The organism is Acidocella sp. C78 (assembly GCF_907164655.1).
Map to the genome: position 1 here is coordinate 336,155 of NZ_CAJQZK010000001.1, position 23,922 is coordinate 360,076.

General features: G+C 61.7%; 20 protein-coding genes, 2 tRNA genes and 1 pseudogene. All 23 read left to right on the top strand.

The genetic code is table 11. The annotated features are described in order from the left end of the window. Positions 1-20 precede the first annotated feature (20 nt). The 23 genes and pseudogenes from clpX (at position 21) to ACIDOCELLA78_RS98535 (ending at position 23,904) form a co-directional block, all read left to right on the top strand. Positions 21-1,277, top strand: a complete 1,257-nt coding sequence (gene clpX, locus ACIDOCELLA78_RS98425; RefSeq protein ID WP_201727617.1) for an ATP-dependent Clp protease ATP-binding subunit ClpX — start codon at positions 21-23, stop codon at positions 1,275-1,277. 161 nt (positions 1,278-1,438) lie between these two features. After that, the gene (lon, locus tag ACIDOCELLA78_RS98430; RefSeq protein ID WP_201727618.1) at positions 1,439-3,880 is read left to right on the top strand and encodes an endopeptidase La; all 2,442 of its coding nucleotides are present in this window, start codon (positions 1,439-1,441) and stop codon (positions 3,878-3,880) included. Between the two features lie 166 nt (positions 3,881-4,046). After that, a complete protein-coding gene (locus ACIDOCELLA78_RS98435; RefSeq protein ID WP_283770803.1) occupies positions 4,047-4,310 on the top strand; it encodes an HU family DNA-binding protein in 264 nt (87 codons plus the stop codon). 78 nt (positions 4,311-4,388) lie between these two features. Then, positions 4,389-4,460: transfer RNA gene (locus ACIDOCELLA78_RS98440), tRNA-Val, on the top strand. 330 nt (positions 4,461-4,790) lie between these two features. Further along, positions 4,791-4,867: transfer RNA gene (locus ACIDOCELLA78_RS98445), tRNA-Asp, on the top strand. A 165-nt stretch (positions 4,868-5,032) separates the two neighbouring features. After that, on the top strand, positions 5,033-5,398 hold the full coding sequence (locus ACIDOCELLA78_RS98450; protein WP_174504741.1) for an NADH-quinone oxidoreductase subunit A: 366 nt from the start codon (positions 5,033-5,035) through the stop codon (positions 5,396-5,398). Positions 5,399-5,473: 75 nt separating this feature from the next. Then, positions 5,474-6,034 (top strand): NADH-quinone oxidoreductase subunit B family protein, encoded by a 561-nt coding sequence (locus ACIDOCELLA78_RS98455; RefSeq protein WP_201727619.1) that lies wholly within the window; start codon positions 5,474-5,476, stop codon positions 6,032-6,034. Then, positions 6,027-6,668 (top strand): NADH-quinone oxidoreductase subunit C, encoded by a 642-nt coding sequence (locus tag ACIDOCELLA78_RS98460; protein WP_249674945.1) that lies wholly within the window; start codon positions 6,027-6,029, stop codon positions 6,666-6,668. Before ACIDOCELLA78_RS98455 ends, ACIDOCELLA78_RS98460 begins: the two co-directional genes overlap by 8 nt. Continuing rightward, positions 6,665-7,885, top strand: a complete 1,221-nt coding sequence (locus tag ACIDOCELLA78_RS98465) for an NADH-quinone oxidoreductase subunit D (RefSeq protein ID WP_201727620.1) — start codon at positions 6,665-6,667, stop codon at positions 7,883-7,885. Before ACIDOCELLA78_RS98460 ends, ACIDOCELLA78_RS98465 begins: the two co-directional genes overlap by 4 nt. A gap of 3 nt (positions 7,886-7,888) precedes the next feature. Next, positions 7,889-8,500, top strand: coding sequence for an NAD(P)H-dependent oxidoreductase subunit E (locus tag ACIDOCELLA78_RS98470; RefSeq protein ID WP_201727621.1), 612 nt, complete (start codon positions 7,889-7,891; stop codon positions 8,498-8,500). 1 nt (position 8,501) lies between these two features. Then, positions 8,502-9,797, top strand: a complete 1,296-nt coding sequence (gene nuoF / locus ACIDOCELLA78_RS98475; RefSeq protein ID WP_201727622.1) for an NADH-quinone oxidoreductase subunit NuoF — start codon at positions 8,502-8,504, stop codon at positions 9,795-9,797. Positions 9,798-9,864: 67 nt separating this feature from the next. Beyond that, the gene (nuoG, locus tag ACIDOCELLA78_RS98480; RefSeq protein WP_201727623.1) at positions 9,865-11,925 is read left to right on the top strand and encodes an NADH-quinone oxidoreductase subunit NuoG; all 2,061 of its coding nucleotides are present in this window, start codon (positions 9,865-9,867) and stop codon (positions 11,923-11,925) included. 5 nt (positions 11,926-11,930) lie between these two features. After that, positions 11,931-12,947, top strand: a complete 1,017-nt coding sequence (gene nuoH / locus ACIDOCELLA78_RS98485) for an NADH-quinone oxidoreductase subunit NuoH (RefSeq protein ID WP_201727624.1) — start codon at positions 11,931-11,933, stop codon at positions 12,945-12,947. A 15-nt stretch (positions 12,948-12,962) separates the two neighbouring features. Further along, positions 12,963-13,450 (top strand): annotated as a pseudogene (gene nuoI / locus ACIDOCELLA78_RS98490) (NADH-quinone oxidoreductase subunit NuoI). Between the two features lie 6 nt (positions 13,451-13,456). Further along, on the top strand, positions 13,457-14,107 hold the full coding sequence (locus ACIDOCELLA78_RS98495) for an NADH-quinone oxidoreductase subunit J (protein WP_201727625.1): 651 nt from the start codon (positions 13,457-13,459) through the stop codon (positions 14,105-14,107). Continuing rightward, positions 14,104-14,415 carry an NADH-quinone oxidoreductase subunit NuoK gene (gene nuoK, locus ACIDOCELLA78_RS98500; RefSeq protein WP_011941875.1) on the top strand — a complete coding sequence of 104 codons (312 nt, stop codon included), beginning with the start codon at positions 14,104-14,106 and terminating at the stop codon, positions 14,413-14,415. Before ACIDOCELLA78_RS98495 ends, nuoK begins: the two co-directional genes overlap by 4 nt. Positions 14,416-14,421: 6 nt before the next feature. Beyond that, the gene (nuoL, locus tag ACIDOCELLA78_RS98505) at positions 14,422-16,350 is read left to right on the top strand and encodes an NADH-quinone oxidoreductase subunit L (protein ID WP_201727626.1); all 1,929 of its coding nucleotides are present in this window, start codon (positions 14,422-14,424) and stop codon (positions 16,348-16,350) included. Positions 16,351-16,363: 13 nt separating this feature from the next. After that, positions 16,364-17,881 (top strand): NADH-quinone oxidoreductase subunit M, encoded by a 1,518-nt coding sequence (locus tag ACIDOCELLA78_RS98510; RefSeq protein ID WP_201727627.1) that lies wholly within the window; start codon positions 16,364-16,366, stop codon positions 17,879-17,881. An 8-nt stretch (positions 17,882-17,889) separates the two neighbouring features. Beyond that, positions 17,890-19,326, top strand: coding sequence for an NADH-quinone oxidoreductase subunit NuoN (gene nuoN, locus ACIDOCELLA78_RS98515; RefSeq protein WP_201727628.1), 1,437 nt, complete (start codon positions 17,890-17,892; stop codon positions 19,324-19,326). After that, positions 19,323-20,051 (top strand): biotin--[acetyl-CoA-carboxylase] ligase, encoded by a 729-nt coding sequence (locus tag ACIDOCELLA78_RS98520; RefSeq protein WP_201727629.1) that lies wholly within the window; start codon positions 19,323-19,325, stop codon positions 20,049-20,051. The genes nuoN and ACIDOCELLA78_RS98520 overlap by 4 nt, the downstream gene beginning before the upstream one ends. Before the next feature lie 23 nt (positions 20,052-20,074). Beyond that, complete coding sequence (locus ACIDOCELLA78_RS98525) at positions 20,075-20,875, top strand: type III pantothenate kinase (RefSeq protein ID WP_201727630.1); 801 nt, start codon at positions 20,075-20,077, stop codon at positions 20,873-20,875. A 34-nt stretch (positions 20,876-20,909) separates the two neighbouring features. Further along, positions 20,910-22,556: a ribonuclease J gene (locus ACIDOCELLA78_RS98530; RefSeq protein ID WP_201727631.1), complete on the top strand. Its 1,647-nt coding sequence runs from the start codon at positions 20,910-20,912 to the stop codon at positions 22,554-22,556. Between the two features lie 253 nt (positions 22,557-22,809). Beyond that, positions 22,810-23,904 (top strand): acyltransferase, encoded by a 1,095-nt coding sequence (locus ACIDOCELLA78_RS98535; RefSeq protein WP_201727632.1) that lies wholly within the window; start codon positions 22,810-22,812, stop codon positions 23,902-23,904. The last annotated feature ends 18 nt before the right edge of the window (positions 23,905-23,922 follow it).

Consider the following 23,922-nt stretch of genomic DNA (forward strand, 5'->3'; position numbering starts at 1 on the left):
CCGGCGCCGCTGGAGCATAGATGAGCACGAAGTCCGGAGACTCGAAGAACACCCTGTATTGCTCGTTCTGCGGCAAGTCGCAGCACGAAGTCGTCAAGCTTATCGCAGGGCCGACCGTATTCATTTGTAATGAATGCGTCGAACTGTGCATGGATATCATTCGCGAGGATAACCGGACGCACCTCGTGAAAACCCGCGATGGCGTGCCGACACCGCGCGAAATCTGCAAGGTGCTGGACGATTACGTGATTGGGCAGGATTACGCGAAGCGAATCCTGAGCGTTGCTGTACACAATCACTACAAGCGACTCGCTCATGCACAGAAGAACAACGATATCGAGATCGCAAAATCCAACATCATGCTGGTCGGCCCGACCGGCTCGGGCAAAACGCTGCTCGCCCAGACCCTTGCGCGGATTCTGGATGTGCCATTCACCATGGCGGATGCAACGACGCTGACCGAGGCCGGCTATGTTGGCGAGGACGTCGAGAACATCATCCTGAAGCTGCTTCAGGCGGCGGATTACAATGTCGAGCGTGCCCAGCGCGGTATCGTCTACATTGACGAGGTCGACAAGATCAGCCGCAAATCCGACAATCCATCGATCACCCGCGATGTTTCGGGGGAGGGCGTGCAGCAGGCGCTGCTCAAGATCATGGAGGGCACGGTCGCTTCGGTTCCGCCGCAGGGTGGGCGGAAGCACCCGCAGCAGGAATTCCTTCAGGTCGATACCACCAACATCCTGTTCATCTGCGGCGGGGCCTTCGCCGGGCTCGAAAAGATCATCGCCCAGCGGGGGAAAGGGTCTGGAATAGGATTTGGCGCCGATGTGCGCGATCCTACCGAACAACGCACCGGCGCGATCCTGCGTGAGGTGGAACCTGAGGATCTCTTGAAGTTCGGGCTCATTCCGGAATTCATCGGACGCCTGCCGGTTGTCGCCACTCTGGAGGATCTTGACGAGGCGGCATTGATTGAAATCCTTACCAAGCCGAAAAACGCGCTCGTCAAGCAATATGGCCGTCTGTTCGAGATGGAAGGGGTGAAGCTCAACTTCACCGAAGACGCCCTGAAAGTGGTCGCATCACGGGCAATCCAGCGCAAGACCGGGGCGCGCGGGCTGAGATCGATCATGGAGAGCATCCTGCTGGAGACCATGTTCGATCTTCCGGGGCTCGAGTCCGTGGAAGAGGTGGTGATCAACGGCGAAGTCGCCGAGGGGCGCGCCAATCCGCTGTTTTTGCATGGCAAGGAACGCGCTGAAACCGGCTCCTGAACGAGTCGGTCCGGTGCGCCGTCCGGCTCCAGGACCTGAAATATGCCGGGGCATTGCGGCAACCCCGGTGTGGAACAATATCTATCTCGTGGCCGGATCGCCCGGCACCGTGCACTGTGCCGATTGAGGGCAGGGCACGCCGCTTATCGAAAGGTAGTCTGATGTCAGAGACCGAACCGAAAAAGACCAAAACCGCTCTTGTGAAAGCGCCGCTCGACGGCGATCGTCTGGCCGTACTTCCGTTGCGGGACATCGTCGTGTTTCCGCACATGATCGTTCCGCTCTTCGTCGGTCGCGAAAAATCGGTTCGCGCGCTCGAAGGGGTGATGAAGGACGACAAACAGATTCTGCTCGTGGCGCAGAAAAACGCCCAGCAGGACGACCCCGCCCCGGGCGATATTTATGAAGTCGGGACGATCTCGACCGTATTGCAGTTGCTGAGACTCCCGGACGGCACCGTCAAGGTGCTCGTGGAAGGCGTGCGGCGCGCCCGGATTACTAAATTCCATGAGATCGACAGCCATTTCGAGGTTACGGCCGAGCCGCTGGATGAAGTCGTCGTCGGGGGCAAGGAACTCGAGGGGCTGGCTCGGGGCGTGGTCTCCCAGTTTGAACAATACATCAAACTGAACAAGAAGATTGCGCCGGAGGTTCTTGTTTCCATTAACCAGATCGACGATCCGTCGAAGCTTGCCGATACGATTGCTAGCCATCTTGGACTGAAGATCGCCGACAAGCAGGAGCTGCTTGAAACCGGGGCTGTGGCCGAAAGGCTGGAGCGGGTATTCGCCCACATGGAATCCGAAATCGGCGTCCTCCAGGTGGAAAAGCGGATTCGCAACCGCGTGAAGCGGCAGATGGAGAAGACCCAGAGAGAGTATTATCTCAACGAGCAGCTCAAGGCGATCCAGAAGGAGCTGGGCGAGGGTGACGAGGGCAAGGACGAGACCGCCGAGCTCGAGGAGAAGATCCGGACCACCAGGCTTTCGAAGGAAGCGCGCGACAAGGCGATGGCCGAGCTGAAGAAGCTCAGGACCATGAGCCCGATGAGCGCGGAGGCGACTGTGGTGCGCAACTATCTCGACTGGCTGCTGGGCATACCCTGGAAGAAGCGCGCCAAGATCAAGAACGACGTGATCGAGGCCGAACGTATCCTTGATGCCGATCACTACGGTCTCGACAAGGTCAAGGAGCGGATTCTGGAGTATTTAGCGGTCCAGTCGCGCAGCCCGAAACTCCGCGGTCCGATTCTCTGCCTTGTTGGCCCTCCCGGCGTGGGCAAGACGTCTCTCGGCAAGTCGATCGCCAAGGCGACGGGGCGCAATTTTGTCCGGATGTCGCTTGGCGGAATGCGGGACGAGGCGGAAATACGCGGCCACCGTCGTACCTACATCGGATCGATGCCCGGCAAGGTCATCCAGGGGATGAAGAAAGCCAAGACGTCGAATCCGCTGTTTCTGCTCGACGAGATTGACAAGCTTGGCGCCGACTGGCGCGGTGACCCGACTTCCGCCCTGCTCGAAGTGCTGGACCCGGAGCAGAACGCCTCCTTCAACGACCATTATCTTGAGGTCGACTACGATCTTTCGGACGTGATGTTCGTGACCACGGCGAACTCGCTACGGATGCCGCAGCCACTGCTCGATCGTATGGAGATCATCCGTATCCCGGGATATACCGAGGATGAGAAGGTCGAGATCACGAAGCGGCATCTGATCGCAAAGCAGGCCGAGGCACATGGGCTCAAAGCCGGTGAGTGGAGCGTATCCGACGATGCGATCCGTGAACTCGTGCGGACCTATACCCGTGAGGCGGGTGTTCGTAACCTTGAGCGCGAAATTGCCAATCTTGCCCGCAAGGCGGTAAAAGACATTGTCACGAAGAAAGTGACAAAAGTTGCGGTTACCCGGAAGAATCTCGAAAAATTCGCTGGTGTTCCGCGGTTCCATTATGGCGAGACCGAAGCGGAAGACATGGTGGGCGTGGTCACGGGCCTTGCCTGGACCGAAGTTGGCGGCGAGATCCTGACCATCGAAAGCGTGCTGCTGCCTGGCAAGGGCAACGTCAAGCAGACGGGCAAACTCGGCGACGTGATGCAGGAAAGCGTGTCAGCGGCCATCTCCTATATCCGCTCACGGGCGATCAGCTTCGGGATCAAACCGCCGATCTTCGAAAAACGTGACATCCACGTCCACGTTCCCGAAGGCGCGACCCCAAAGGATGGCCCCTCGGCGGGTATCGCGATGGCGACCTCGATCGTCTCGGTGCTCACGGGAATTCCGGTGCGCAAGGACATCGCCATGACCGGCGAAATCACGTTGCGCGGGCGGGTTCTGCCCATCGGAGGGCTGAAGGAGAAGCTGCTGGCGGCGCTCAGGGCCGGCATCACCACGGTGCTGATCCCGAAGGACAATCAGAAGGATCTCGCAGATATCCCTGATAACGTGAAGAAATCGCTGAAGATCATCGCGGTGTCTCATGTTGACGAGGTCATTGCCCAGGCGCTGGTGCGCAAACCCGAGCCGATCGAGTGGGAGGAACCGGTTGAGCCGGTTGCGCCGGCTCAGCCCGGTGCAACCACCGGTGCGGTTCTGCCTCACTAGCATATCGCGTGTATTTTGAGGCCGGTTTTCCATTCGTCTTCGTTGACGGAGGGAAACCGGCCCCATTAGTGTGCGGCGTTCGGCGGAATGCGTGGCCGGGAGCCGATTCGTTTTCTTGACCGCCCACTTCCGTTTACACCAACTGGGAGACTGACCCGTGAACAAAATGGATCTCGTCGCAGACGTTGCGGAGAAGACCGACCTTACCAAAGCCAAGGCCACCGAAGTGGTGGATGCGGTGTTTGCTGCTATCGAGGATGCTCTGAAGCGCAAGGAAGAAGTGCGCCTGGTCGGTTTCGGCACGTTTGGCACGGCCGAACGGAAGGCGGCGACAGGTCGCAACCCGCGCACTGGAGAGGAAATCCAGATCGCAGCGTCGACCTCGGTCAAGTTCAAGCCAGGCAAGACCCTCAAGGATGCTGTGAACTGACACTGAAACAGGCCGATCTCTGTGTCGGCCTGAACTGATTGCCAAGCCCCTGCCAGCGGACTGGCAGGGCGCCGCTATGGGCGGTTAGCTCAGAGGTAGAGCGTCTCGTTTACACCGAGAGGGTCGGCGGTTCGATCCCGTCACCGCCCATTCATCGCCCCCTTTTCCTCTGCGACATGACCCGAGCGACTCGAGCCGATTCGGCTTCTGGGCCGTTGGTGTGGTTCATCCTGACGCATAGCAGTGTCGCATAAATATCTCCGGAAACAGCAAAAGTCCGCATCATCGCACCCTCGAATCCGCACGGGCGGCAGTGCTGCAGGCATGTTGGGGCGTTTGCCGGGAGGTTCGTGCATTTGCGGCAGGAGCCGGTGGTGCTGTGAGGGCGCGAAAGCGGGTTGGCCTTCGATGACGGACAAGACAACCTCGCCACCAGAGCTTGACGCGCATCGGTCGCCGCTATACGGAACGTCTCACAACGCGGGTGTAGCTCAGTTGGTTAGAGCGCCGGCCTGTCACGCCGGAGGTCGCGGGTTCGAGCCCCGTCACTCGCGCCATTTTGCCTTGGTTCAGGCATCATGGATGGACAGAACATAAGGAGGACACGACCTGAAACAGCCTGAGTCATTCGGGTTGCGGTGGCGTGTTCGGCCTGCGGCGCTCTGATCTGATGGTCTGCCGCGACTTGGCGGGTAATGCTGGATATGCAGGGGACAATCGCGATGCATGCGGATCTGTCGGTCTACTTCCCCATCCTGGTTTTCCTCGGCATAGCAGGTCTTCTTGGCGGCGCGTTCGTTGTCGGTTCACTTCTTGTCGCCCGCCAAAATCCTTACGGTGAAAAGCTGAGTGCCTATGAGTGTGGCTTCGCTCCGTTCAGTGATGCCCGCCGCAAATTCGATGTGCGGTATTACCTCGTGGCAATTCTCTTCATCATATTCGACGTCGAAATCGCGTTCCTGTTCCCTTGGGCAGTGAGCCTGTCGCGGATTGGCGCGCTGGGGTTCTGGTCGATGATGGGGTTTCTGGCAATCCTGGCGATCGGGTTTATCTATGAGTGGCGCAAGGGAGCGCTTGACTGGGAATAGCCTGGCTCTGCTTGTGCCTGACCCTGATGAGACGAGTGACAAACCGGCCGCATCGGCCCAAGCGGAAGGCATGACATGAACGCCGTGCAACAGCCTGACATTGCCTGGAATCGAGAGCATCTGAATCCCGGAGCCGAGCAGGACGCCGTGGTCCGTAGCATCACGGGGGAAATCGCCGGCAAGGGGTTCGTTGTTGCCAATCTCGACCGGCTGGTGAACTGGGCCCGAACCGGCAGCCTGTGGCCGATGACCTTCGGCCTCGCCTGCTGTGCCGTCGAGATGATTCACGCCTATATGCCACGCTGGGATCTCGACCGTTTTGGGATCATCCCGCGCAATTCGCCGCGCCAGAGCGACGTGATGATTGTTGCCGGAACGCTGACCAACAAGATGGCTCCGGCCCTGCGCAAGGTCTACGACCAGATGCCGGAGCCTCGTTGGGTGATTTCGATGGGCAGCTGCGCCAATGGCGGCGGATATTATCATTATTCCTATTCCGTCGTGCGCGGCTGCGACCGGATCGTTCCGGTCGATATTTATGTGCCGGGCTGCCCGCCGACGGCTGAGGCGCTGGTGTACGGAATTACCCAGTTACAGAAGAAAATTCGCCGGACGGGGACGATTTTCCGTGAGTGAAGAGAACCAGACAGAGGCGCCGGCCGTCGCGGCGCCAGCCGACCCCTTTGGCGACCGGCTTCGCGCGGTTTCCGGCGTCAGTCATGTCATGCTCGAACGGGATGAGCGTATTATTGCGGTTGACCGGAAATCGCTCGCCACGGTGATGCGCATTCTCCGCGATGATCCGAATTTTGCCTTTGAGCAATGCATGGACGTCTGCGGTGTCGACTGGCCAGAACGGGCCGAGCGGTTCGATGTCGTCTATAATCTGCTGTCGGTGACCCGAAATGATCGGTTGCGTGTGATCGTGACCACCGACGAAGCCACACCGGTGCCAAGCGTCAGCGAAATCTGGTCTGGCGTCACCTGGTGGGAGCGTGAGGTATTCGACCTGTTCGGCGTGAGTTTCGATGGGCTTGTCGATCATCGCCGGATTCTGACCGATAACGGGTTCGAGGGGCATCCATTGCGCAAGGATTTTCCGCTCACCGGTCATGTCGAACTTCGCTATGACGAGGAACAGAAGCGGGTCGTTTACGACAGGGTCGCGCTGACGCAGGAATTCCGGAATTTCGATTTCCTCTCGCCCTGGGAAGCGATGAATACGCTGCCTGGCGACGAGAAGGCGGTGGGCGGAGGGTCAGGCTCGTGAGTGACGCGATACAGAACGGGACGCAGGAACCCGAGCGTCGCGTGATCGACATCAACGACCGTCATACGGTGAATGTCGGCCCGCAGCATCCGGCCACTCACGGCGTGTTGCGCCTGATCATGGAATTGGAGGGCGAGACGGTAACCCGTGCCGATCCGCATATCGGCCTGTTGCATCGCGGCACCGAGAAGCTGATCGAATATAAATCCTATCTTCAGGCGGTGCCGTATTTTGACCGGCTCGATTACGTCAGTCCGATGTGCTGCGAGCATGCGTTCGCCCTCGCGACCGAGCGGCTGCTCGGCGTGAAAGTGCCGGAACGGGCGCAGTGGATCCGCGTGCTGTTTGCAGAAATTACCCGTATTCTCAATCATTTGTTGAACGCCGTTCACCTCGCGCTTGATATTGGCGCGCAATCCCCGAGCCTTTGGGGGTATGAAGAGCGGGAGAAGTTGCTGACCTTTCACGAGGCCGTATCCGGGGCGCGCTTCCACGCCAACTATTTCCGCCCCGGCGGGGTTTCGAAGGACATGCCTGCTGGTCTTGCCGATCAGATCTGGGAGTGGAGCGAGCGGTTTCCGAAATTTCTCGACGATCTACAGAACCTGCTGAACGACAACCGAATCTTTCGCCAGCGCCTCGTCGATATCGGGGTGATCTCTGCCGAAGACGCGCTGGCGATGGGATTTTCCGGCCCCAACCTGCGGGCCTCCGGTATCGCCTGGGATCTGCGGCGGGCGCAGCCCTATGACAAATATGACGAGGTTGATTTCGACATTCCGGTTGGCCGGCATGGCGACTCGTTTGACCGTTACCTCGTGCGGATTCGCGAGATGGTCGAGAGCCTGAAAATCATCCGCCAGGCGCTCAAGGCGATGCCTGAAGGACCGATCAAGGTGCAGGATCACAAGATCACGCCCCCGAAACGTGCCGATATGAAGCGGTCGATGGAAGCACTCATCCATCATTTCAAACTCTACACCGAAGGCTACCATGTTCCCGCCGGCTCGACCTACACCGCGGTCGAGGCGCCGAAGGGTGAATTCGGTGTCTATCTCGTCGCCGATGGGAGCAACCGGCCCTATCGCTGCAAGATCCGCGCAACCGGCTTCTCGCATCTCCAGGCGATGAACCTGATGTCGAAAGGCCATCTCCTCGCCGATGCGATCGCCGTGCTGGGCTCGATCGATATCGTGTTCGGGGAAGTGGATCGCTGAAAGATGAACGACATGACCGAACCCGCTTTCAGCTTCGATGACACAAGCGAGGCCCTGATCCCCGCGATCATCGCCAAATATCCGGAGGGCAAGCAGGCGAGCGCTGTGATGCCCCTGCTCGACCTCGCGCAACGGCAGATGGCGCGGCAGACGGGCCATGCCTGGGTGCCGCGGGCGGCGATGGATGCGATCGCCCGCCGCCTTTCGATGCCGTCCATGCGCGTCTATGAAGTCGCGACGTTCTACACGATGTATCACACCAAGCCGGTGGGTCGGTATCACCTTCAGGTCTGCACGACGACGCCATGCTGGCTGCGCGGCTCTGACGAGGTGATGGAGGCCTGCCGCAAGGCCGCCGAGGCCGACGGCGAGACATTCAGCATCGAGGAAGTCGAATGCCTTGGCTGCTGCGTGAATGCCCCGGTCGTGCAGGTGAATGACGATGTCTACGAGGATCTGGACGGACCGCGCACCGAAGACCTGCTCGACCGCCTGCGCGCCGGTGACGTGCCGCCGCCCGGCTCGATGATCGGCCGCCAGAATTCGGCGCCCGAGGGTGGGCCGACCACGCTGTTCAACGTGGGGGGCGGCAAGCAAGAGGGCGGAGCGGAATAACATGCTGAGCGATCGCGACCGGATCTATACCAACCTCTACGGTGTGCATGACTGGCGGCTTGCCGGCGCCCGCGCGCGTGGTGACTGGGACGGCACGAAGGATATCCTCGCCCGCGGGCGGGATGCGATCATCGAGGAGATCAAGTCGTCGGGTTTGCGCGGCCGGGGCGGGGCGGGCTTTCCGACGGGAATGAAATGGTCGTTCATGCCGAAGGAAACCGGCGGACGCCCTAGCTATCTCGTCATCAATGCCGATGAAAGCGAGCCCGGCACCTGCAAGGATCGCGACATTCTGCGCCATGAGCCGCACAAGCTGGTGGAAGGCGCGCTGATCGCCGGCTTCGCTATGGGCGCGCATCGCGCCTTCATCTATGTTCGTGGCGAATATTATAACGAATACAGGAATTTGCAGGCGGCCGTTGACGAGGCGCGTGACGCCGGGCTGATCGGCGAGGATGCCTGCGGATCGGGCTGGGCTTTCGACATCACGGTGCATCGCGGCGCCGGTGCGTATATCTGTGGTGAGGAATCGGCGCTCATCGAAAGCATCGAAGGCAAGAAGGGCATGCCGCGGATGAAACCGCCTTTCCCTGCGGCGCTTGGTCTCTATGGCTGTCCGACCACCGTCAACAATGTCGAGACCATTGCCGGGGTTGCAACCATCATGCGGCGGGGCGCGGCCTGGTTTTCGGCGCTCGGCCGGCCGAAGAATTCGGGCACCAAGATCTTCTGCATCTCCGGTCACGTGAACAGGCCGTGCAATGTCGAGGAGGAACTCGGCATTCCGCTGCGTGAACTGATCGAGAAGCATGCCGGTGGCGTACGCGGTGGGTGGGACAATCTGCAGGCGGTGATCCCTGGCGGGTCATCGGTGCATATGATCCCGAAATCGGTCTGCGACACGGTGCTGATGGATTACGACAGTCTCCGTGAGCAGCGTACGGGGCTCGGCACCGCCGCGGTGATCGTGATGGACAAGTCGACCGACCTCATCAGGGCGATCGCGCGGCTCGCGGCGTTCTACAAACATGAGAGTTGCGGCCAGTGCACGCCCTGCCGCGAGGGCACCGGCTGGATGATGCGGATGATGAACCGGCTGGTCGAGGGGCGGGCTGAAATTTCCGATATCGATTTGTTGGAACAGGTCACCAGACAGGTTGAAGGCCACACGATCTGTCCGCTCGGCGACGCGGCGGCCTGGCCGATCCAGGGTCTGCTGCGGCATTTCCGGCCGATGGTCGAACAGCGCATCGCGGATTACAAGGCGCGCTCGGCAGCGCGGCTCGCGGCGGAATGACGGAGGGGACGATGCGGCACAAGAGGGTCAACGGCGCCACGCGCGCCACCGGCGGGGTGCGGATCTGATGCCGAAAGTGACGGTCGACGGGGTAGAGATCGAGGTTCCGAACGGATACACGGTGCTGCAAGCCTGCGAGGAAGCGGGCAAGGAAATACCGCGCTTTTGCTATCACGAGCGGCTCTCGATTGCCGGCAATTGCCGCATGTGCCTCGTGGAGATCGAGAAGATGCCGAAGCCGGTCGCCTCCTGCGGGCAGCCAGTGGGCGAGGGCATGGTCATTCACACCGACAGCGAAAAAGTCCGCCAGGCCCGCCGCGGGGTGATGGAATTCCTGCTCATCAACCATCCGCTCGACTGCCCGATCTGCGATCAGGGTGGCGAGTGCGACCTGCAGGACGAAGCCGTTGGGTATGGGCGAGACCACACCCGGTATGAGGGCAGCAAGCGCGCGGTCAACGATAAATACCTTGGCCCGCTGGTCAAGACGGTGATGACGCGGTGCATTCATTGCACCCGCTGCGTCAGGTTCATGGCGGAGGTCGCAGGCGTCCCTGAACTCGGCGCAGTGCAACGCGGCGAACACATGGAAATCACCAATTACGTCGAACGCGGCCTATCCTCCGAACTGTCGGGCAATATCATCGATCTCTGCCCGGTTGGCGCGCTGACCTCGAAGCCTTATGCGTTCACCGCCCGCACCTGGGAGTTGCGCAAGACCGACAGTATTGACGTGTTCGACGCGGTCGGAACGAATATCCGCATAGACGCCCGTGGCGCCGAGGTGCTGCGCGTTCTGCCCAGGTTGAACGACGCGGTGAACGAGGAGTGGCTTGCCGACAAGGGGCGCTTCTCGATCGACGGCCTCAAGCGCCGTCGGCTTGACCGGCCCTGGCTGCGTGAGGATGGTAAGCTGCGCCCGGCCAGCTGGGACGAGGCCTTTGCCGCCATCGCCGGCCGGATCAAAGGGCTTGATGGCAGCAGAATTGGCGCGATCGCGGGCAATCTCTGCGATGCCGAGAGCATGATGGCGCTGAAGGATCTGATGGGCGCGCTTGGCTCCGCCAATCTCGACTGCCGGCAGGATGGCGCCACATTCGACGTTTCCAACCGGGCTTTTTATCGATTCAACACGACGATCGAAGGGATCGACGAGGCTGACGCGCTGCTGATCGTCGGCGCCAATCCGCGCGAGGAAGCGCCGGTGCTGAATGCGCGGCTGCGGCGCCGCTGGGTGGAAACCCCGGGTTTCGTTGCCGGATTGGTCGGCGCGCCAGCCGACCTGACCTATGATCATGAACATCTTGGCCACGGAGGCGACGCGCTGAAGGCGCTGCTCGATCCGGCGCATCATTTCACGAAACGGCTGGCGGCGGCGAAACGGCCGATGATGATCGTTGGTTCGCAGGCCTTCGCCAGGGCGGATGCGGCGGCAGTGCTCGCGTCTTGCTGGCAGATCGCGCTGCAGACCGGCATGCTGACCGCCGAATGGCAGGGGTTCAATGTGCTGCACAACGCGGCGGCACGGATGGGCGCGCTCGAACTCGGTTTTCTGCCGGGTGACAAGGGCAAGGACATCGCCGGCATGATGGGCGGCGGGGTGGATGTGCTGTGGCTGCTCGGTGCCGACGAATTCGATATGTCCAGGATCGGCGCCGACACGTTCGTGATCTATCAGGGGCATCATGGCGATCGTGGCGCGGCACGGGCCGATGTGATTCTGCCTGGGGCCGCCTACACCGAGAAGCCAGGCACTTATGTGAATACCGAGGGCAGGGCGCAGCGTGCGCTGCGGGCGATTTTTCCGCCAGGTGAGGCGCGGGAGGATTGGGCGATCCTGCGCGCGGCGAGCGGAGCACTTGGTCGGCCATTGCCGTATGACGATCTCGACGCGTTGCGCGCGAGGATGATCGAGTCTTATCCGGTCCTTGGCGAGATTGGTGTGCTGCGGCGCCTCGGCCATGGTGGTGGGGCCGCGCCGCGCGGCGATTCCGGCTCGGTCAGCGATGCGCCGTTCGGCCGTGCCTTCGCGACCTATTACCAGACCGATCCGATCAGCCGCGCCAGCCAGACCATGGCGAAATGCATCGAGGAGATCATCCTCCCGCGCCAGATAGCAGCGGAGTGAGCGTGATGGAGGCTGGCTTCTTCTCGAGCGATCTTGGCATTCTCGTCATCACGTTGCTGCGGGCTCTGGCCCTGCTGGTGCCGTTGCTGATCGGTGTTGCCTACCTCACCTACGCCGAGCGCAAGGTGCTGGCCGCGATGCAGCTCCGCAAGGGGCCAAACGTGGTCGGCCCGTTCGGCCTGTGGCAGCCTTTCGCCGATGCGATCAAGATGCTTTTCAAGGAAACGGTCATTCCGGATGGCGCGAGCCGCCTGCTGTTCCTGTTTGCGCCGATGATCACGTTCGGGCTTGCGATCATCGCCTGGGCCGTCATTCCCGTGAACAACCACTGGGCAATCGCCAATATCAATGTTGGCCTGCTCTATCTTTTCGCAATTTCCTCGCTCGGGGTTTACGGTGTCATCATCGCCGGCTGGGCGAGCAACTCGAAATTCGCGTTTCTCGGCGCCATGCGCAGTGCCGCGCAGATGGTGAGCTACGAGGTTTCGATCGGGCTCGTGATCCTTTCGGTTCTGGTCTGCGTCGGCAGCCTGAACCTCAACGACATCGTGGTGGCGCAGCGGCATATCTGGTTCGCGATACCGCTTCTGCCCATGTTCGTGATTTTCTTCATCTCCGGTCTCGCCGAGACGAACCGGGCGCCATTCGACCTGCCGGAAGGCGAGAGTGAAATCGTGGCCGGGTTTTTCGTTGAATACAGCGCCATGAGCTTCGCGCTGTTCTTCCTCGGCGAATACGCGAACATGATCCTAATGAGCGGTATGACGACCATCTTTTTCCTCGGCGGCTGGCTGTCGCCGATCCCGCTCGCGCCCTTTACCTGGGTTCCGGGGCCAATCTGGTTCCTGCTCAAGGTGATGCTCTGCCTGTTTGTCTTTCTGTGGGTTCGGGCGACCTTGCCGCGGTTCCGTTACGACCAGCTCATGCAGCTCGGCTGGAAGGTTTTCCTGCCGCTCTCCCTTTCCTGGCTGGTGATCACGGCGAGCGCACTCGAAATTTTCGGCTGGTTGCCGCATGCGTGACCGGGAGATTGGATGATGGCCAGACTTGATCGCATCGCGCACCGGTTTCTCCTGCTGGAGATACTCTCCGGTATGCGTCTGACCTTGCGGTATTTCTTCACCCGCAAGGCGACGCTGAACTATCCGTTCGAGAAGAACGCGATCAGCCCGCGCTTCAAGGGCGAGCATGCGCTGCGGCGATATCCGAACGGTGAGGAGCGGTGCATCGCCTGCAAGCTTTGCGAGGCGGTCTGCCCCGCGCAGGCAATTACGATCGAAGCCGAACCGCGCGAGGACGGCTCGCGCCGGACCACGCGCTACGATATCGACATGACAAAATGTATCTATTGCGGCCTCTGCGAGGAAGCCTGTCCGGTCGATGCGATCGTCGAAGGCCGAACTTCGAATTCGCGACCGAGACGCGCGAGGAGCTGATGTATGATAAAGAAAGACTTCTCGCGAACGGCGATCGATGGGAAAGCGAACTGGCCAAGCGTCTCGAACTCGACGCGCCCTACCGGTAACGCATCATGATCGTAGCCCTTGCGTTCTATGTTTTTGCCGCGATCCTGTTGCTCTCGGCCTGCATGGTGATCACCGCGCGCAATCCGGTGCATTCGGTGCTGTTTCTTATATTGGCCTTCATCAACGCAGCTGCCCTGTTCGTGCTGGCCGGTGCCGAATTTCTCGCGATGGTGCTCGTCATCGTCTATGTCGGTGCGGTCGCCGTGCTGTTCCTTTTCGTCGTGATGATGCTCGACGTCGATTTTGCGGCGCTGCGCGAGGGATTTCAGCGCTACGCGCCCCTCGGCCTGCTGATCGGGTTCATCCTGATGGTGGAAATTGGCGCCGTTGCCGTCGGCTGGACCGTTACCCCCGCCGCCCATCTCGCCAGCCAGGTGCCGATGCCGGCAGATATGTCGAACACCGCGGCTCTCGGCGACCTTATCTACACCCGTTACATGTTCGCCTTTGAACTTGTGGCGTTGCTGCTCCTTGTCGCGATGATCGGCGCGATCGTTCTGACTCATTCGGGCGAGCGCCGCTCGCGCCGACAGGACATCTCGGCGCAGCATCAGCGGCCGATCGACGAAACGCTGACGATGGTCAAGCTCGGTATTGGCAAGGGAGCGAAGCAGATGACCCAGTCTGCCCCCGCGTCTCAGGAGACGATCCGATGAGCGCTGTAGGGCTTGGCCCCTATCTCGTCGTCGCCGGTTTGTTGCTGGTGATCGGGATTTTCGGAATCTTCCTCAACCGGAAAAACATCATCGTCATCATGATGTCGATCGAGTTGATCCTGCTCGCCGCCAATATCAATTTCGTCGCCTTCTCTTCGGCGCTGCATGACATGGCGGGGCAGGTCTTCACCATGTTCGTTCTCTCGGTCGCGGCGGCGGAAGCGGCGATCGGGCTGGCAATTCTCGTTGTGTATTTCCGCAACCGCGGCTCGATCGAAGTCGAAGACGTCACGCTGATGAAGGGCTGAGCCGACATGCTGCTTGCCATTGCCGTTCTCGCGCCGCTGGCCGGCGCGCTGCTCGCCGGGCTCGCCCGTCCCACAATCGGCCGAGCCCCGGCCGTCGGGCTCAGCGTGGTTTCGCTGGTCGTGGCGGCCATCGCCGCGATCGGCACGGTCTATCGTCATCTCGTGCTCGGGGCGGCGGACCATCTCGTTGTGCTCGGTCAATGGATCTCGGTCGGCACCTTCGCGCCGCAATGGGCGCTGCGGATGGACACGCTGTCGCTCGTGATGGTCGGAATGGTCTGCGTGGTATCGGCGCTGATCCATGTCTACAGCATGGGATACATGGCGGAGGACCGCACCGAGCCGCGCTTCTTCGTCTATATCTCGCTGTTCACATTCGCGATGCTGATGCTCGCCACCGCCAATAACCTGCTGCAGTTGTTCTTCGGCTGGGAAGGCGTTGGCCTGATGTCGTACCTGCTGATCGGCTACTGGTACGACCGCGCCAGCGCCAACGAAGCAGCGATCAAGGCCTTCATCGTCAACCGGGTGGGTGACCTGTTCTTCGCAGTCGGCATCGCGCTGACCTGGTATGAGTTCGGCAGTGTGAATTTCGATGCGATCTTCGCCGGCGTGGCGAAGGTTGCGCCGCACGTCTACCATTTGTTTGGCACCGATCTGCCGGTGCTCGAGGTCATCTCGATCCTTCTTTTCATCGGTGCGATGGGCAAGTCCGCGCAGCTGTTCCTGCACACCTGGCTGCCGGATGCGATGGAAGGCCCGACGCCGATTTCCGCCCTCATCCATGCCGCGACCATGGTGACGGCCGGGGTGTTCATGACGGCGCGGATGTCTCCGGTGATCGATGCGGCGCCCGTCGCCCTCGCAGCCATCACGGTAATTGGAGGCTTCACCGCCTTTTTTGCGGCGACGATCGGCTGCGTGCAGAACGACATCAAGCGCATCATCGCCTATTCCACCTGCTCGCAGCTCGGCTACATGTTCCTCGCGGTCGGTGTGGGCGCGGCGCCGATTGGCATCTTCCACCTGATCAATCATGCCTTCTTCAAGGCGCTGCTGTTTCTGGGCGCCGGTTCGGTGATCCACGCGCTGGCCGACGAGCAGGATGTCCGCAAGATGGGCGGTCTCTGGCGCAAACTGCCGGTGACCTATGTGACGATGTGGGCGGGCAGCCTGGCTCTGGTCGCGATTCCGCCATTCTCGGGGTATTTCTCCAAGGATGCGATTCTGTCCGCAGCTTTTGCCGCGCATTCGCATACGGCGGTGTTCGGCTGGCTGTGCGGCACGCTGGGTGCAGGGCTGACGGCGTTCTACACGGTGCGGCTGATGTTGCTCACCTTCCACGGCAAGCCGCGGGCGTCCAACGAAACGCTCGCCCACGCGCATGAAAGCCCGCTGGTGATGCTGCTGCCGCTGGTGGCGCTCGCGATCGGCGCGTTGACGACCGGCTTCCTGCTCGGACCGACGTTCATCGGGGCGCATTTTGCGAATTTCTGGGGCTCCAGCATCGCCCTGCCGCATGGCGGCGCGGTGATGGCGGCACGTGACGCCATTCCGGCCTGGGCAGAAAAGATGCCGCTGCTGCTGGCCATTGCCGGCATCGGTATTGCCTACTGGTTCTATGAACTCGCCCCGGCGCTGCCGGCGCGGCTGGCCCAAACCTGGCCGGGACTCCACGCGTTCCTGCTCAACAAATGGTATTTCGACGAGCTTTATGATGCGATTTTCGTTCGTCCGGCCTTGCGCATCGCGCGCGCCATCTGGCGGATCGGCGATGAGGAGATGATCGACGGCGTGCCGGAGGGTCTGGCGCGGTTGACCGGCGACGCTTCCGGCGTCGCCAGCCGGCTGCAGAGCGGATCGATCGCGGTGTACGGGTTCGTCATGCTGGTGGGGCTGATGGTTCTGGTGACCGTCTTCCTGGTTGCGCGGTGAGGGGGAGCGGCACATGAATTTCCATCTTCTCTCGCTGATGACCTGGCTGCCACTTGCCGGTGCCGTACTGATGTATCTGACCGGTGACTCTGCAAATGCCGCTACCGCCCGCAATGCGCGCTGGATCGCGCTGTGGACCAGCCTGCTCGTGCTCGTGCTTGCTGTGGTAATGATCGTCGGCTTCAATCCGTCGGTGCATGGGTTTCAATTCGTCGAGTCCGCCGAATGGATCCCGGCCTATGGCATCGGCTACCGGATGGGCGTTGACGGCATCAGCCTGTTCTTCGTTGGCCTCAGCGCGCTGCTGACGCCGGTCGCGGTGCTGGCGAGCTGGCGCGAGCGCCGGCGCGTGCGCGACTACATGGCAGCCTTTCTGCTGCTCGAGACCATGACCATCGGCATGTTCTCGGCTCTCGATTTCCTGCTGTTCTACATCTTCTTCGAGGGCGTGCTGATCCCGATGTATCTGATCATCGGCGTATGGGGGGGGGAGCGTCGGGTTCATGCCGCAGTGAAGTTCTTCCTCTTCACACTCGCCGGTTCGCTGCCGATGCTGCTCGCCCTGGTCTGGATGTGGCACCATGCCGGCACCACCGACATGGTGCGGCTTATGCACACGGCCATTGCGCCCACCATTCAGGATTGGCTGTTCATCGCGTTCCTGCTGTCTTTCGGCGTCAAGGCGGCGGTCTGGCCACTGCACACCTGGCTGCCCGACGCTTATGGTGAAGCGCCGCTGCCCGGCACGATCATGCTGGCCGCAGTGCTTTCAAAAATGGGAGCCTATGGGTTCCTGCGCTTCTCGCTACCGATGTTGCCACAGGCGACGGCCTATTTTGAGCCGTTCATGTTCGCGCTCGGCATCATCGGCATCATCTATATCTCCTTCGCCGCCCTGGCGCAGACCGACATCAAGCGCATGGTCGCCTATTCCTCGGTCGCGCATATGGGGCTGATCGTGGTCGGTATCTTTACCGTCACCGTCGCGGGCATCGAGGGAGCGCTGTTCCAGATGGTGTCGCATGGGCTCGTCATTGCCGCACTGTTCCTCTGCGTGGGCATCCTGCTCGCGCGCGGTCATTCGCTGCGGCTCGACCAGCTTGGCGGGCTTGCCTCGCGCATGCCGGTCTACGCCACCTTCCTGATGCTGTTCGTGATGGCGAATGTCGGTTTGCCCGGCACCTCCGGCTTCGTCGGCGAAATCCTGGTGATGATCGGCGCGATCCAGGCGAATTTCTGGGTGGCGCTATTGGTGGGCACCGGCATGATCCTGAGCGTGATGTACATGTTGGTGATGATCCGTCGCGTGCTGTTCGATCAGGCACGCAGCGTCGCCAACGCGGTCATTGCCGATATTGGCCCGCGTGAATGGCTGCTGCTTGCGCCGCTGGCGGTGCTGGTTCTCGTGCTCGGCTTTGCACCTGGCAGCCTGACCCATATTTTCGGCGGCGCCGTGCAGGATCTTGTTCATGCGCATCTCGCCGACCTGTCTTCCGGCGCGCACGGCCGGCTGGCCATGATCAAGCAGTGAGCGAGGCAATGTCGACATTCTATACCGTTCTGCCCATCCTGTTTCTCGCGGTCGCGGGGATCGTGATGCTGATGGCTGGCGTTTTTGCCCGGCGCGACCACAGTTTCGCGATCACCGCGGTCACGGGGGTGGTGCTGGCCATCGCCGCCCGGCTACTTGTCGCGGCCCCGACCGGGACGGTTCTGCACGGGCTGTATCAGACAAATGATTTCACCCGTTTCGCGGATGTTCTGGTGGCACTGGGCGCCATCGGCGCTCTTGCGCTCTCCGTCACGTTCAATCGCAATATCGGGATCACGCGGTTCGAATTTCCGGTGCTGATCCTGTTCGCCGTCACTGGCATGGTCGTGCTGGTTTCGGCAAACGACCTCATTACTCTCTATATCGGGTTCGAGATCCAGTCGCTCGCGCTCTATGTGCTTGCAGCCTTTGCCCGGCACAATCTGCGCTCATCGGAAGCCGGGCTGAAATATTTCGTGCTCGGCGCGCTGTCTTCCGGTCTGCTGCTCTACGGTATCTCGCTCGTCTACGGCTTTGCCGGAACCACGGGGTTCGAGGGCATCGCCCGCGCGCTTGCCAGCCACCCGGCCGCCGCCATGGGATCGACGGTCGGGCTGGTCTTTGTTCTGGTCGGGCTGGCGTTCAAGATTTCGGCGGCACCGTTCCATATGTGGACACCCGATGTCTATGAAGGCGCGCCGACCTCGGTGACGGCATTCTTCGCCACGGCGCCGAAGATCGCCGTGTTCGCACTGCTGTTGCGGGTGATGTTGGGGCCGTTCGGCCCCGCGGTGGCGCAGTGGCGGGATCTTGTGGAACTCCTCGCCGCGGCTTCGATGGTCATTGGCGCCATCGGCGCGATCCGGCAGACCAGCATCAAGCGGCTCATGGGCTACTCGTCGATCGGCCATATGGGATACGCGTTGATGGGGCTTGCGGCCGGCAACGCAGCCGGGGTCAGCGGCGCGCTGATCTATCTGGCGATCTATGTTGTCATGTCGCTCGGCACGTTTGGCTGCATCATTGCGATGAGCCGCGGCCGTCAGCCGGTCGACCGGATATCCGACCTCGCAGGCATGGCGACGGATGATCCGCGCTTTGCCTTCGCGCTCGCGATGATGATGTGGTCGATGGCCGGCATTCCGCCGCTCGCCGGCTTTTTCGGCAAATTCTATGTATTCGCGGCTGCGATAAATGCCGGTCTGACCCCCCTGGCGGTGCTTGGCATTGTCACCAGCGTGGTGGCCGCTTTCTATTATCTGCGCGTGATCAAGGTCATGTATTTCGATGCCGGTGAACCGGGTCTGGATTCGCGCAATTCCGGAGTGAGCCTTGTCATTGGGCTTGCGTCGGCGGGCGTGCTTCTGTTCGCCTTTCATCCCTCGACGCTGACGACCCTGTCGACGATGGCGGCTCACGCGGTCATGACGAGCCAGGGCTTTTGACGGCTGACGTCACGCGCTGGCGGATCGAACGCTACGATACGCTGGATTCGACGTCGGATTTCTGCGCGCGGCGGGCGGCTACGGGTGAACCTGCCGGGCTGATGGTACTGGCCGGGCGGCAGACCTCTGGTCGCGGGCGTGCTGGTCGCCAGTGGAATTCGCCCGCAGGGAATTTCTATGGCTCCGTTCTGCTGCGGCCGAACATTCCAGCGGGGCAGGGGGGATGGTATGCCCTTCTTGCCGGGCTCGCGCTGATCGAGGCTCTCGATGCGGCGCTTCCAACCCCCGGGCGCATCGCGCTGAAATGGCCGAACGACGTGATGGCAGGAGACGCCAAGCTCGCGGGCATCCTGCTTGACGCGACGATCGAGAACGGCGTGATCGCCTGGCTTGTGATCGGTGTTGGCGTCAACCTCGTCACGGCGCCTCACGTTCCGGGCCGTACAACAGCCAGCCTCGCATCGCTGGGCGGAACAATGACCCCGGAGGATCTGGCATCTGTTCTGTGCACACGGCTCGATCACTGGCTCGGTGTGCTACCGCTGGGGTCCGAAACGCTGCGCCGTGCCTGGATGGCGCGGGCGCATCCCGAGGGCGCGGCGCTGACGGTGGATGGTGGCCGGCTGACCGGACAGTATGTCGGTCTTGACAAGGATGGCGCGCTGCTGCTCCGCGATGGTGAACGCGTCGTCGCGCTGCGCGGCGGCGACGTCGCGCTGATCTGATCGCCCAACCGAGCCGGCATGACATGAAACTGGTTATTGACGCAGGCAACACCAATATTGTTTTCGCTGTGCATGATGGCGAGCGGTGGCGCGGTGCCTGGCGCATCGCGACGGACGCTCAGCGCACCTCTGATGAATACGGTGTCTGGCTTGGCGTACTGCTCGATCGTGCGGGCATTGCCTCGGCGGGGATCGACGCCGCGGTGCTCGGCACCGTGGTTCCGGCGGCACTCTATCACTTGCGCCGGCTGTGTCGTGACTGGTTCGGGATCGAGCCGCTGATTGCCCGCGCCGAGCTCGACTGGGGGTTTGCGATCGAGATGGACAATCCGGCCGAAGTCGGTGCGGACCGCCTTCTCAACGCGTTGGCCGCCCATCACAGTTATGGTGGCCCGCTCATCGTGATCGATTTCGGCACGGCGACGACGTTTGACGTGGTCAACGGCAATGGCGCGTATGTCGGCGGCGTGATCGCGCCTGGAATCAACCTCTCGATGGAGGCGTTGCATCAGGCGGCCGCCCGGTTGCCCCGCATCGGCATCGGGCGACCGCAGCAGGTGATCGGGAAATCGACGATCCCGGCCATGCGCTCGGGCATCTATTGGGGATATGTCGGTCTCGTCGAGGGGCTGATCTCGCGGATCGAGACGGATTTCGGCGGCAAGATGAAAACAATCGCCACAGGCGGACTAGCGCCGCTGATTGCCGAGGGCACGTCGAGTATCGGTTTTACCGATCCCGACCTCACGTTGGAGGGCCTGCGCCTGCTCGCCCTTCGCAATCCCGCGCCGCTGCTGCGGGCGCGGGATGCCGAACACGAATGAACAAGCTTATGCGACTGAACAACAAGGTGACTTCATGAACGAGATCAGCAAGGGGCTGAGTTTTACCCCGCTGGGCGGCACCGGCGAGATCGGCATGAACCTGAACGTCTACGGGCTGGATGGTGATTTTCTGGTGGTCGATTGCGGCATGGGCTTTGCCGGGCCGGAGGCGCCGGAGGCCGAACTGCTCGTCCCCGACCCGGCCTTTCTTGCCGCCAACCGGGAACGGATTTGCGGCCTTGTCATCACCCATGCACATGAAGACCATATTGGCGGGATTGCCCGGATCTGGGATGCGCTCCGCTGCCCGGTTTACGCAACGCCTTTTGCCGCGGCATTGATCCGCTACCGGCTCGGTGAAGCCGGGCTGCTGCGAAGCGTTCGGATCACGGAAATCCAGCCCGGTGGCAGCTTCGAGGTCGGCCCGTTCGGACTGCGCTATATCAGGATGGCCCATTCCACACCTGAGTCACAGGCGCTCGTCATCGCCACGAAATACGGAACCGTTCTGCACACCGGAGACTGGAAGCTCGACCCGGAACCGCTGATCGGGCCGCCGACCGACGAGGACGCCCTGCGGGAGCTGGGGGACGCCGGCGTCCTCGCGATGATCTGCGATTCGACCAATGCGCTGGTTGAGGGGCATTCCGGCTCGGAAGCCACGGTCCGCCGCAGTCTGACCAGCCTGATCGCCGGACTGCGCGGCCGGATTGTGGTGACATGCTTCGCGAGCAACATTGCCCGGATCGAAACGGTCGTTAAGGCGGCTGCGGCGGCTGGCCGGCACGTCGCGCTGGTTGGCCGCAGCCTCGGCAAATATGTCGAGGCGGCACAGGCATGCGGTTATCTGGCCGACCTGCCGGATTTTGTTCCGGAGGACGATACCGGCTCGATTCCCGATGATAATCTGCTGATCCTGGCCACGGGCAGCCAGGGAGAGAAGCGTTCGGCCCTGGCGAGAATGGCCGCCGATACGCATCGCCATGTTGCGCTGGGCGAGGGCGATACCGTCATTTTCTCGGCCCGGGTCATCCCCGGCAATGAGCGTGCGATCGGCGCCGTGCAGGATGAGCTGGTGCGCGCCGGCGTGAACATCATGACCGATGACGATCACATGGTTCACGTCTCCGGCCATCCGGCACGGGATGAGTTGCGCCGGCTTTACCGCCTGGTACGCCCGCACTATCTCATCCCCACCCACGGCGAATGGCGCCACATGGCCGCGCAGGCCGATCTTGCGGAGGCCGAGGGCATCCGCACGCTTCTGCTGGAAGACGGCGATGTGTTGCGCCTCGCGCCCGATGCGCCCGAGGTTGTCGACAGCGTTCCGGTCGGGAGGCTGGCCGTGGACGGTGATCGTCTCGTGCCGATGCAGGGCGGCGTCATGGCAGCGCGGCGACGGATGATGCTCAACGGGGTCGTGGTTGGCAGTCTCGCCGTCGATCGAGAAGGCAAGGTGAAGGGAGCCGCCCAGATCACGGCGCCTGGCCTGTTCGAGGCGGAGGATAGCGCCCTCGCGGCGCTGGCCGAGGATTTCGTGGCTACATTCGAGGATCTTCCGGTGGGGCTGCGCACCGACCGGTCCGCCGTTCGGGACGCGGCGCAGACAGCGCTCCGTCGCGTGCTCGGCCGCCGCTTCGGCAAACGTCCGATGGTGGAGGTTCATATTATTCACGTTTGAAAGCCTCATAAATAGGCATTTGAATATTATGAATGCATAATACGGTCATAAATCGAACAAAATCCATTTTTAACCGTCATTTTTATAGGCAGTTTGTGATGATTTCGCTTTACCGATTTTGTGGTGCGCTGCACTATCGTCCGTGGAGTGAGGAATGGTTCTTCGCTCCGCCGTGTGACTGGCGTTTCCTCCCTGAACTTGGCCCGCTGGCGTCTTCGCCGGCGGGTTTTTTTACGTCTGGGACGGATGCGCCATGAACCGCAGGCGAGAACTGACCGACCTGACAGCCTGCCGCGCCCTCTTCGCGCTCTGGGTGTTCGCCTATCACGTCAATCTGCAGGTGGAGTACGCCCACTGGCTGGGCCCGCTCGCGCCCGTCATCGCCCATGGCTATCTTGGCGTCGATGGCTTCTTCATTCTCTCCGGACTGCTGCTCACGAGGGTCGATCAGGACATCCCTTTCAGCCTGCGTGGCGCGATGCGGTTCTGGGGAAAGCGCCTGGCGCGGATCTACCCGGTGCATCTCGCGGTGATCGTTTTGCTTGGCGTGCTGTTCCTGGCCGGGAAAGCTGCCGGGGTGACACCGCGTGAACCGGCGCGCTTTTCAGGAGTGGCGCTGCTCTGTCACCTGTTGCTTGTGCAGGGATGGGGAACGCTGGACCATTGGGCGTGGAACTACCCCTCCTGGTCGATCAGCACCGAATGGGCCGGCTATCTCCTGTTTCCGCTGATGATCGCCGCTTCGCGGACATTCTACCAAGCTGCCTTCGTGGTTTCCCTTCCGCTCTGTTTTACGGTTCTTGCGCTTGTTGCTTGGGCGTTCGGCGGGCTTAACCTGACGTTCGGCGTCTCCTTGCTGCGATTTTTCCCGGAATTCATCGCCGGCATGGCGACTGCGGTCTTTATTCCCTTCGTCGCCGACGAAGCACCCAACAGGACGCTCGCTCTCGGTGGTGCTGGCGTTGCCCTCATCTTCGCCGTCACCGGTCACGATGCCATGACAGTTTTCGGACTCTGGCTGATGTTGTTCGGCCTTGGCATGCATGGCGATGCCGGCCTCCCGGCAAGTCTCGGCGCCATACGCCCGCTGCGGGCCATGGGCGTTTTGTCCTATGCGTTCTACATGAGCTTCGCCCCCGCCGAACTGATGACCGCTCAGCTCTTCCGGCATCTCGGCATTGCCCGCGCGGCGGCGCCGCTCGCGGTTGCGGGGGCGCTGGTGGCACTTACTGCGGGCCTCGCCGTGCTTTTGCACCTGCTTGTCGAGAAGCCCGCGCGGATCGCCTTCAACCGGCGTCTGGACCCTGAACGCGCGGCGGCTCTGGCCGAGGGCAGCGTGGCGCTGTAATCAGGCTTTCGACCCCCA

What these genes read in the sequence shown, in the direction of transcription:
- clpX (WP_201727617.1), top strand. Translation starts at nt 21, where the DNA reads ATGAGCACGAAGTCCGGAGACTCGAAGAACACCCTGTATTGCTCGTTC.
- lon (WP_201727618.1), top strand. Translation starts at nt 1,439, where the DNA reads ATGTCAGAGACCGAACCGAAAAAGACCAAAACCGCTCTTGTGAAAGCG.
- ACIDOCELLA78_RS98435 (WP_283770803.1), top strand. Translation starts at nt 4,047, where the DNA reads ATGGATCTCGTCGCAGACGTTGCGGAGAAGACCGACCTTACCAAAGCC.
- ACIDOCELLA78_RS98450 (WP_174504741.1), top strand. Translation starts at nt 5,033, where the DNA reads ATGCATGCGGATCTGTCGGTCTACTTCCCCATCCTGGTTTTCCTCGGC.
- ACIDOCELLA78_RS98455 (WP_201727619.1), top strand. Translation starts at nt 5,474, where the DNA reads ATGAACGCCGTGCAACAGCCTGACATTGCCTGGAATCGAGAGCATCTG.
- ACIDOCELLA78_RS98470 (WP_201727621.1), top strand. Translation starts at nt 7,889, where the DNA reads ATGAACGACATGACCGAACCCGCTTTCAGCTTCGATGACACAAGCGAG.
- nuoF (WP_201727622.1), top strand. Translation starts at nt 8,502, where the DNA reads ATGCTGAGCGATCGCGACCGGATCTATACCAACCTCTACGGTGTGCAT.
- nuoG (WP_201727623.1), top strand. Translation starts at nt 9,865, where the DNA reads ATGCCGAAAGTGACGGTCGACGGGGTAGAGATCGAGGTTCCGAACGGA.
- nuoH (WP_201727624.1), top strand. Translation starts at nt 11,931, where the DNA reads ATGGAGGCTGGCTTCTTCTCGAGCGATCTTGGCATTCTCGTCATCACG.
- ACIDOCELLA78_RS98495 (WP_201727625.1), top strand. Translation starts at nt 13,457, where the DNA reads ATGATCGTAGCCCTTGCGTTCTATGTTTTTGCCGCGATCCTGTTGCTC.
- nuoK (WP_011941875.1), top strand. Translation starts at nt 14,104, where the DNA reads ATGAGCGCTGTAGGGCTTGGCCCCTATCTCGTCGTCGCCGGTTTGTTG.
- nuoL (WP_201727626.1), top strand. Translation starts at nt 14,422, where the DNA reads ATGCTGCTTGCCATTGCCGTTCTCGCGCCGCTGGCCGGCGCGCTGCTC.
- ACIDOCELLA78_RS98510 (WP_201727627.1), top strand. Translation starts at nt 16,364, where the DNA reads ATGAATTTCCATCTTCTCTCGCTGATGACCTGGCTGCCACTTGCCGGT.
- nuoN (WP_201727628.1), top strand. Translation starts at nt 17,890, where the DNA reads ATGTCGACATTCTATACCGTTCTGCCCATCCTGTTTCTCGCGGTCGCG.
- ACIDOCELLA78_RS98525 (WP_201727630.1), top strand. Translation starts at nt 20,075, where the DNA reads ATGAAACTGGTTATTGACGCAGGCAACACCAATATTGTTTTCGCTGTG.
- ACIDOCELLA78_RS98530 (WP_201727631.1), top strand. Translation starts at nt 20,910, where the DNA reads ATGAACGAGATCAGCAAGGGGCTGAGTTTTACCCCGCTGGGCGGCACC.
- ACIDOCELLA78_RS98535 (WP_201727632.1), top strand. Translation starts at nt 22,810, where the DNA reads ATGAACCGCAGGCGAGAACTGACCGACCTGACAGCCTGCCGCGCCCTC.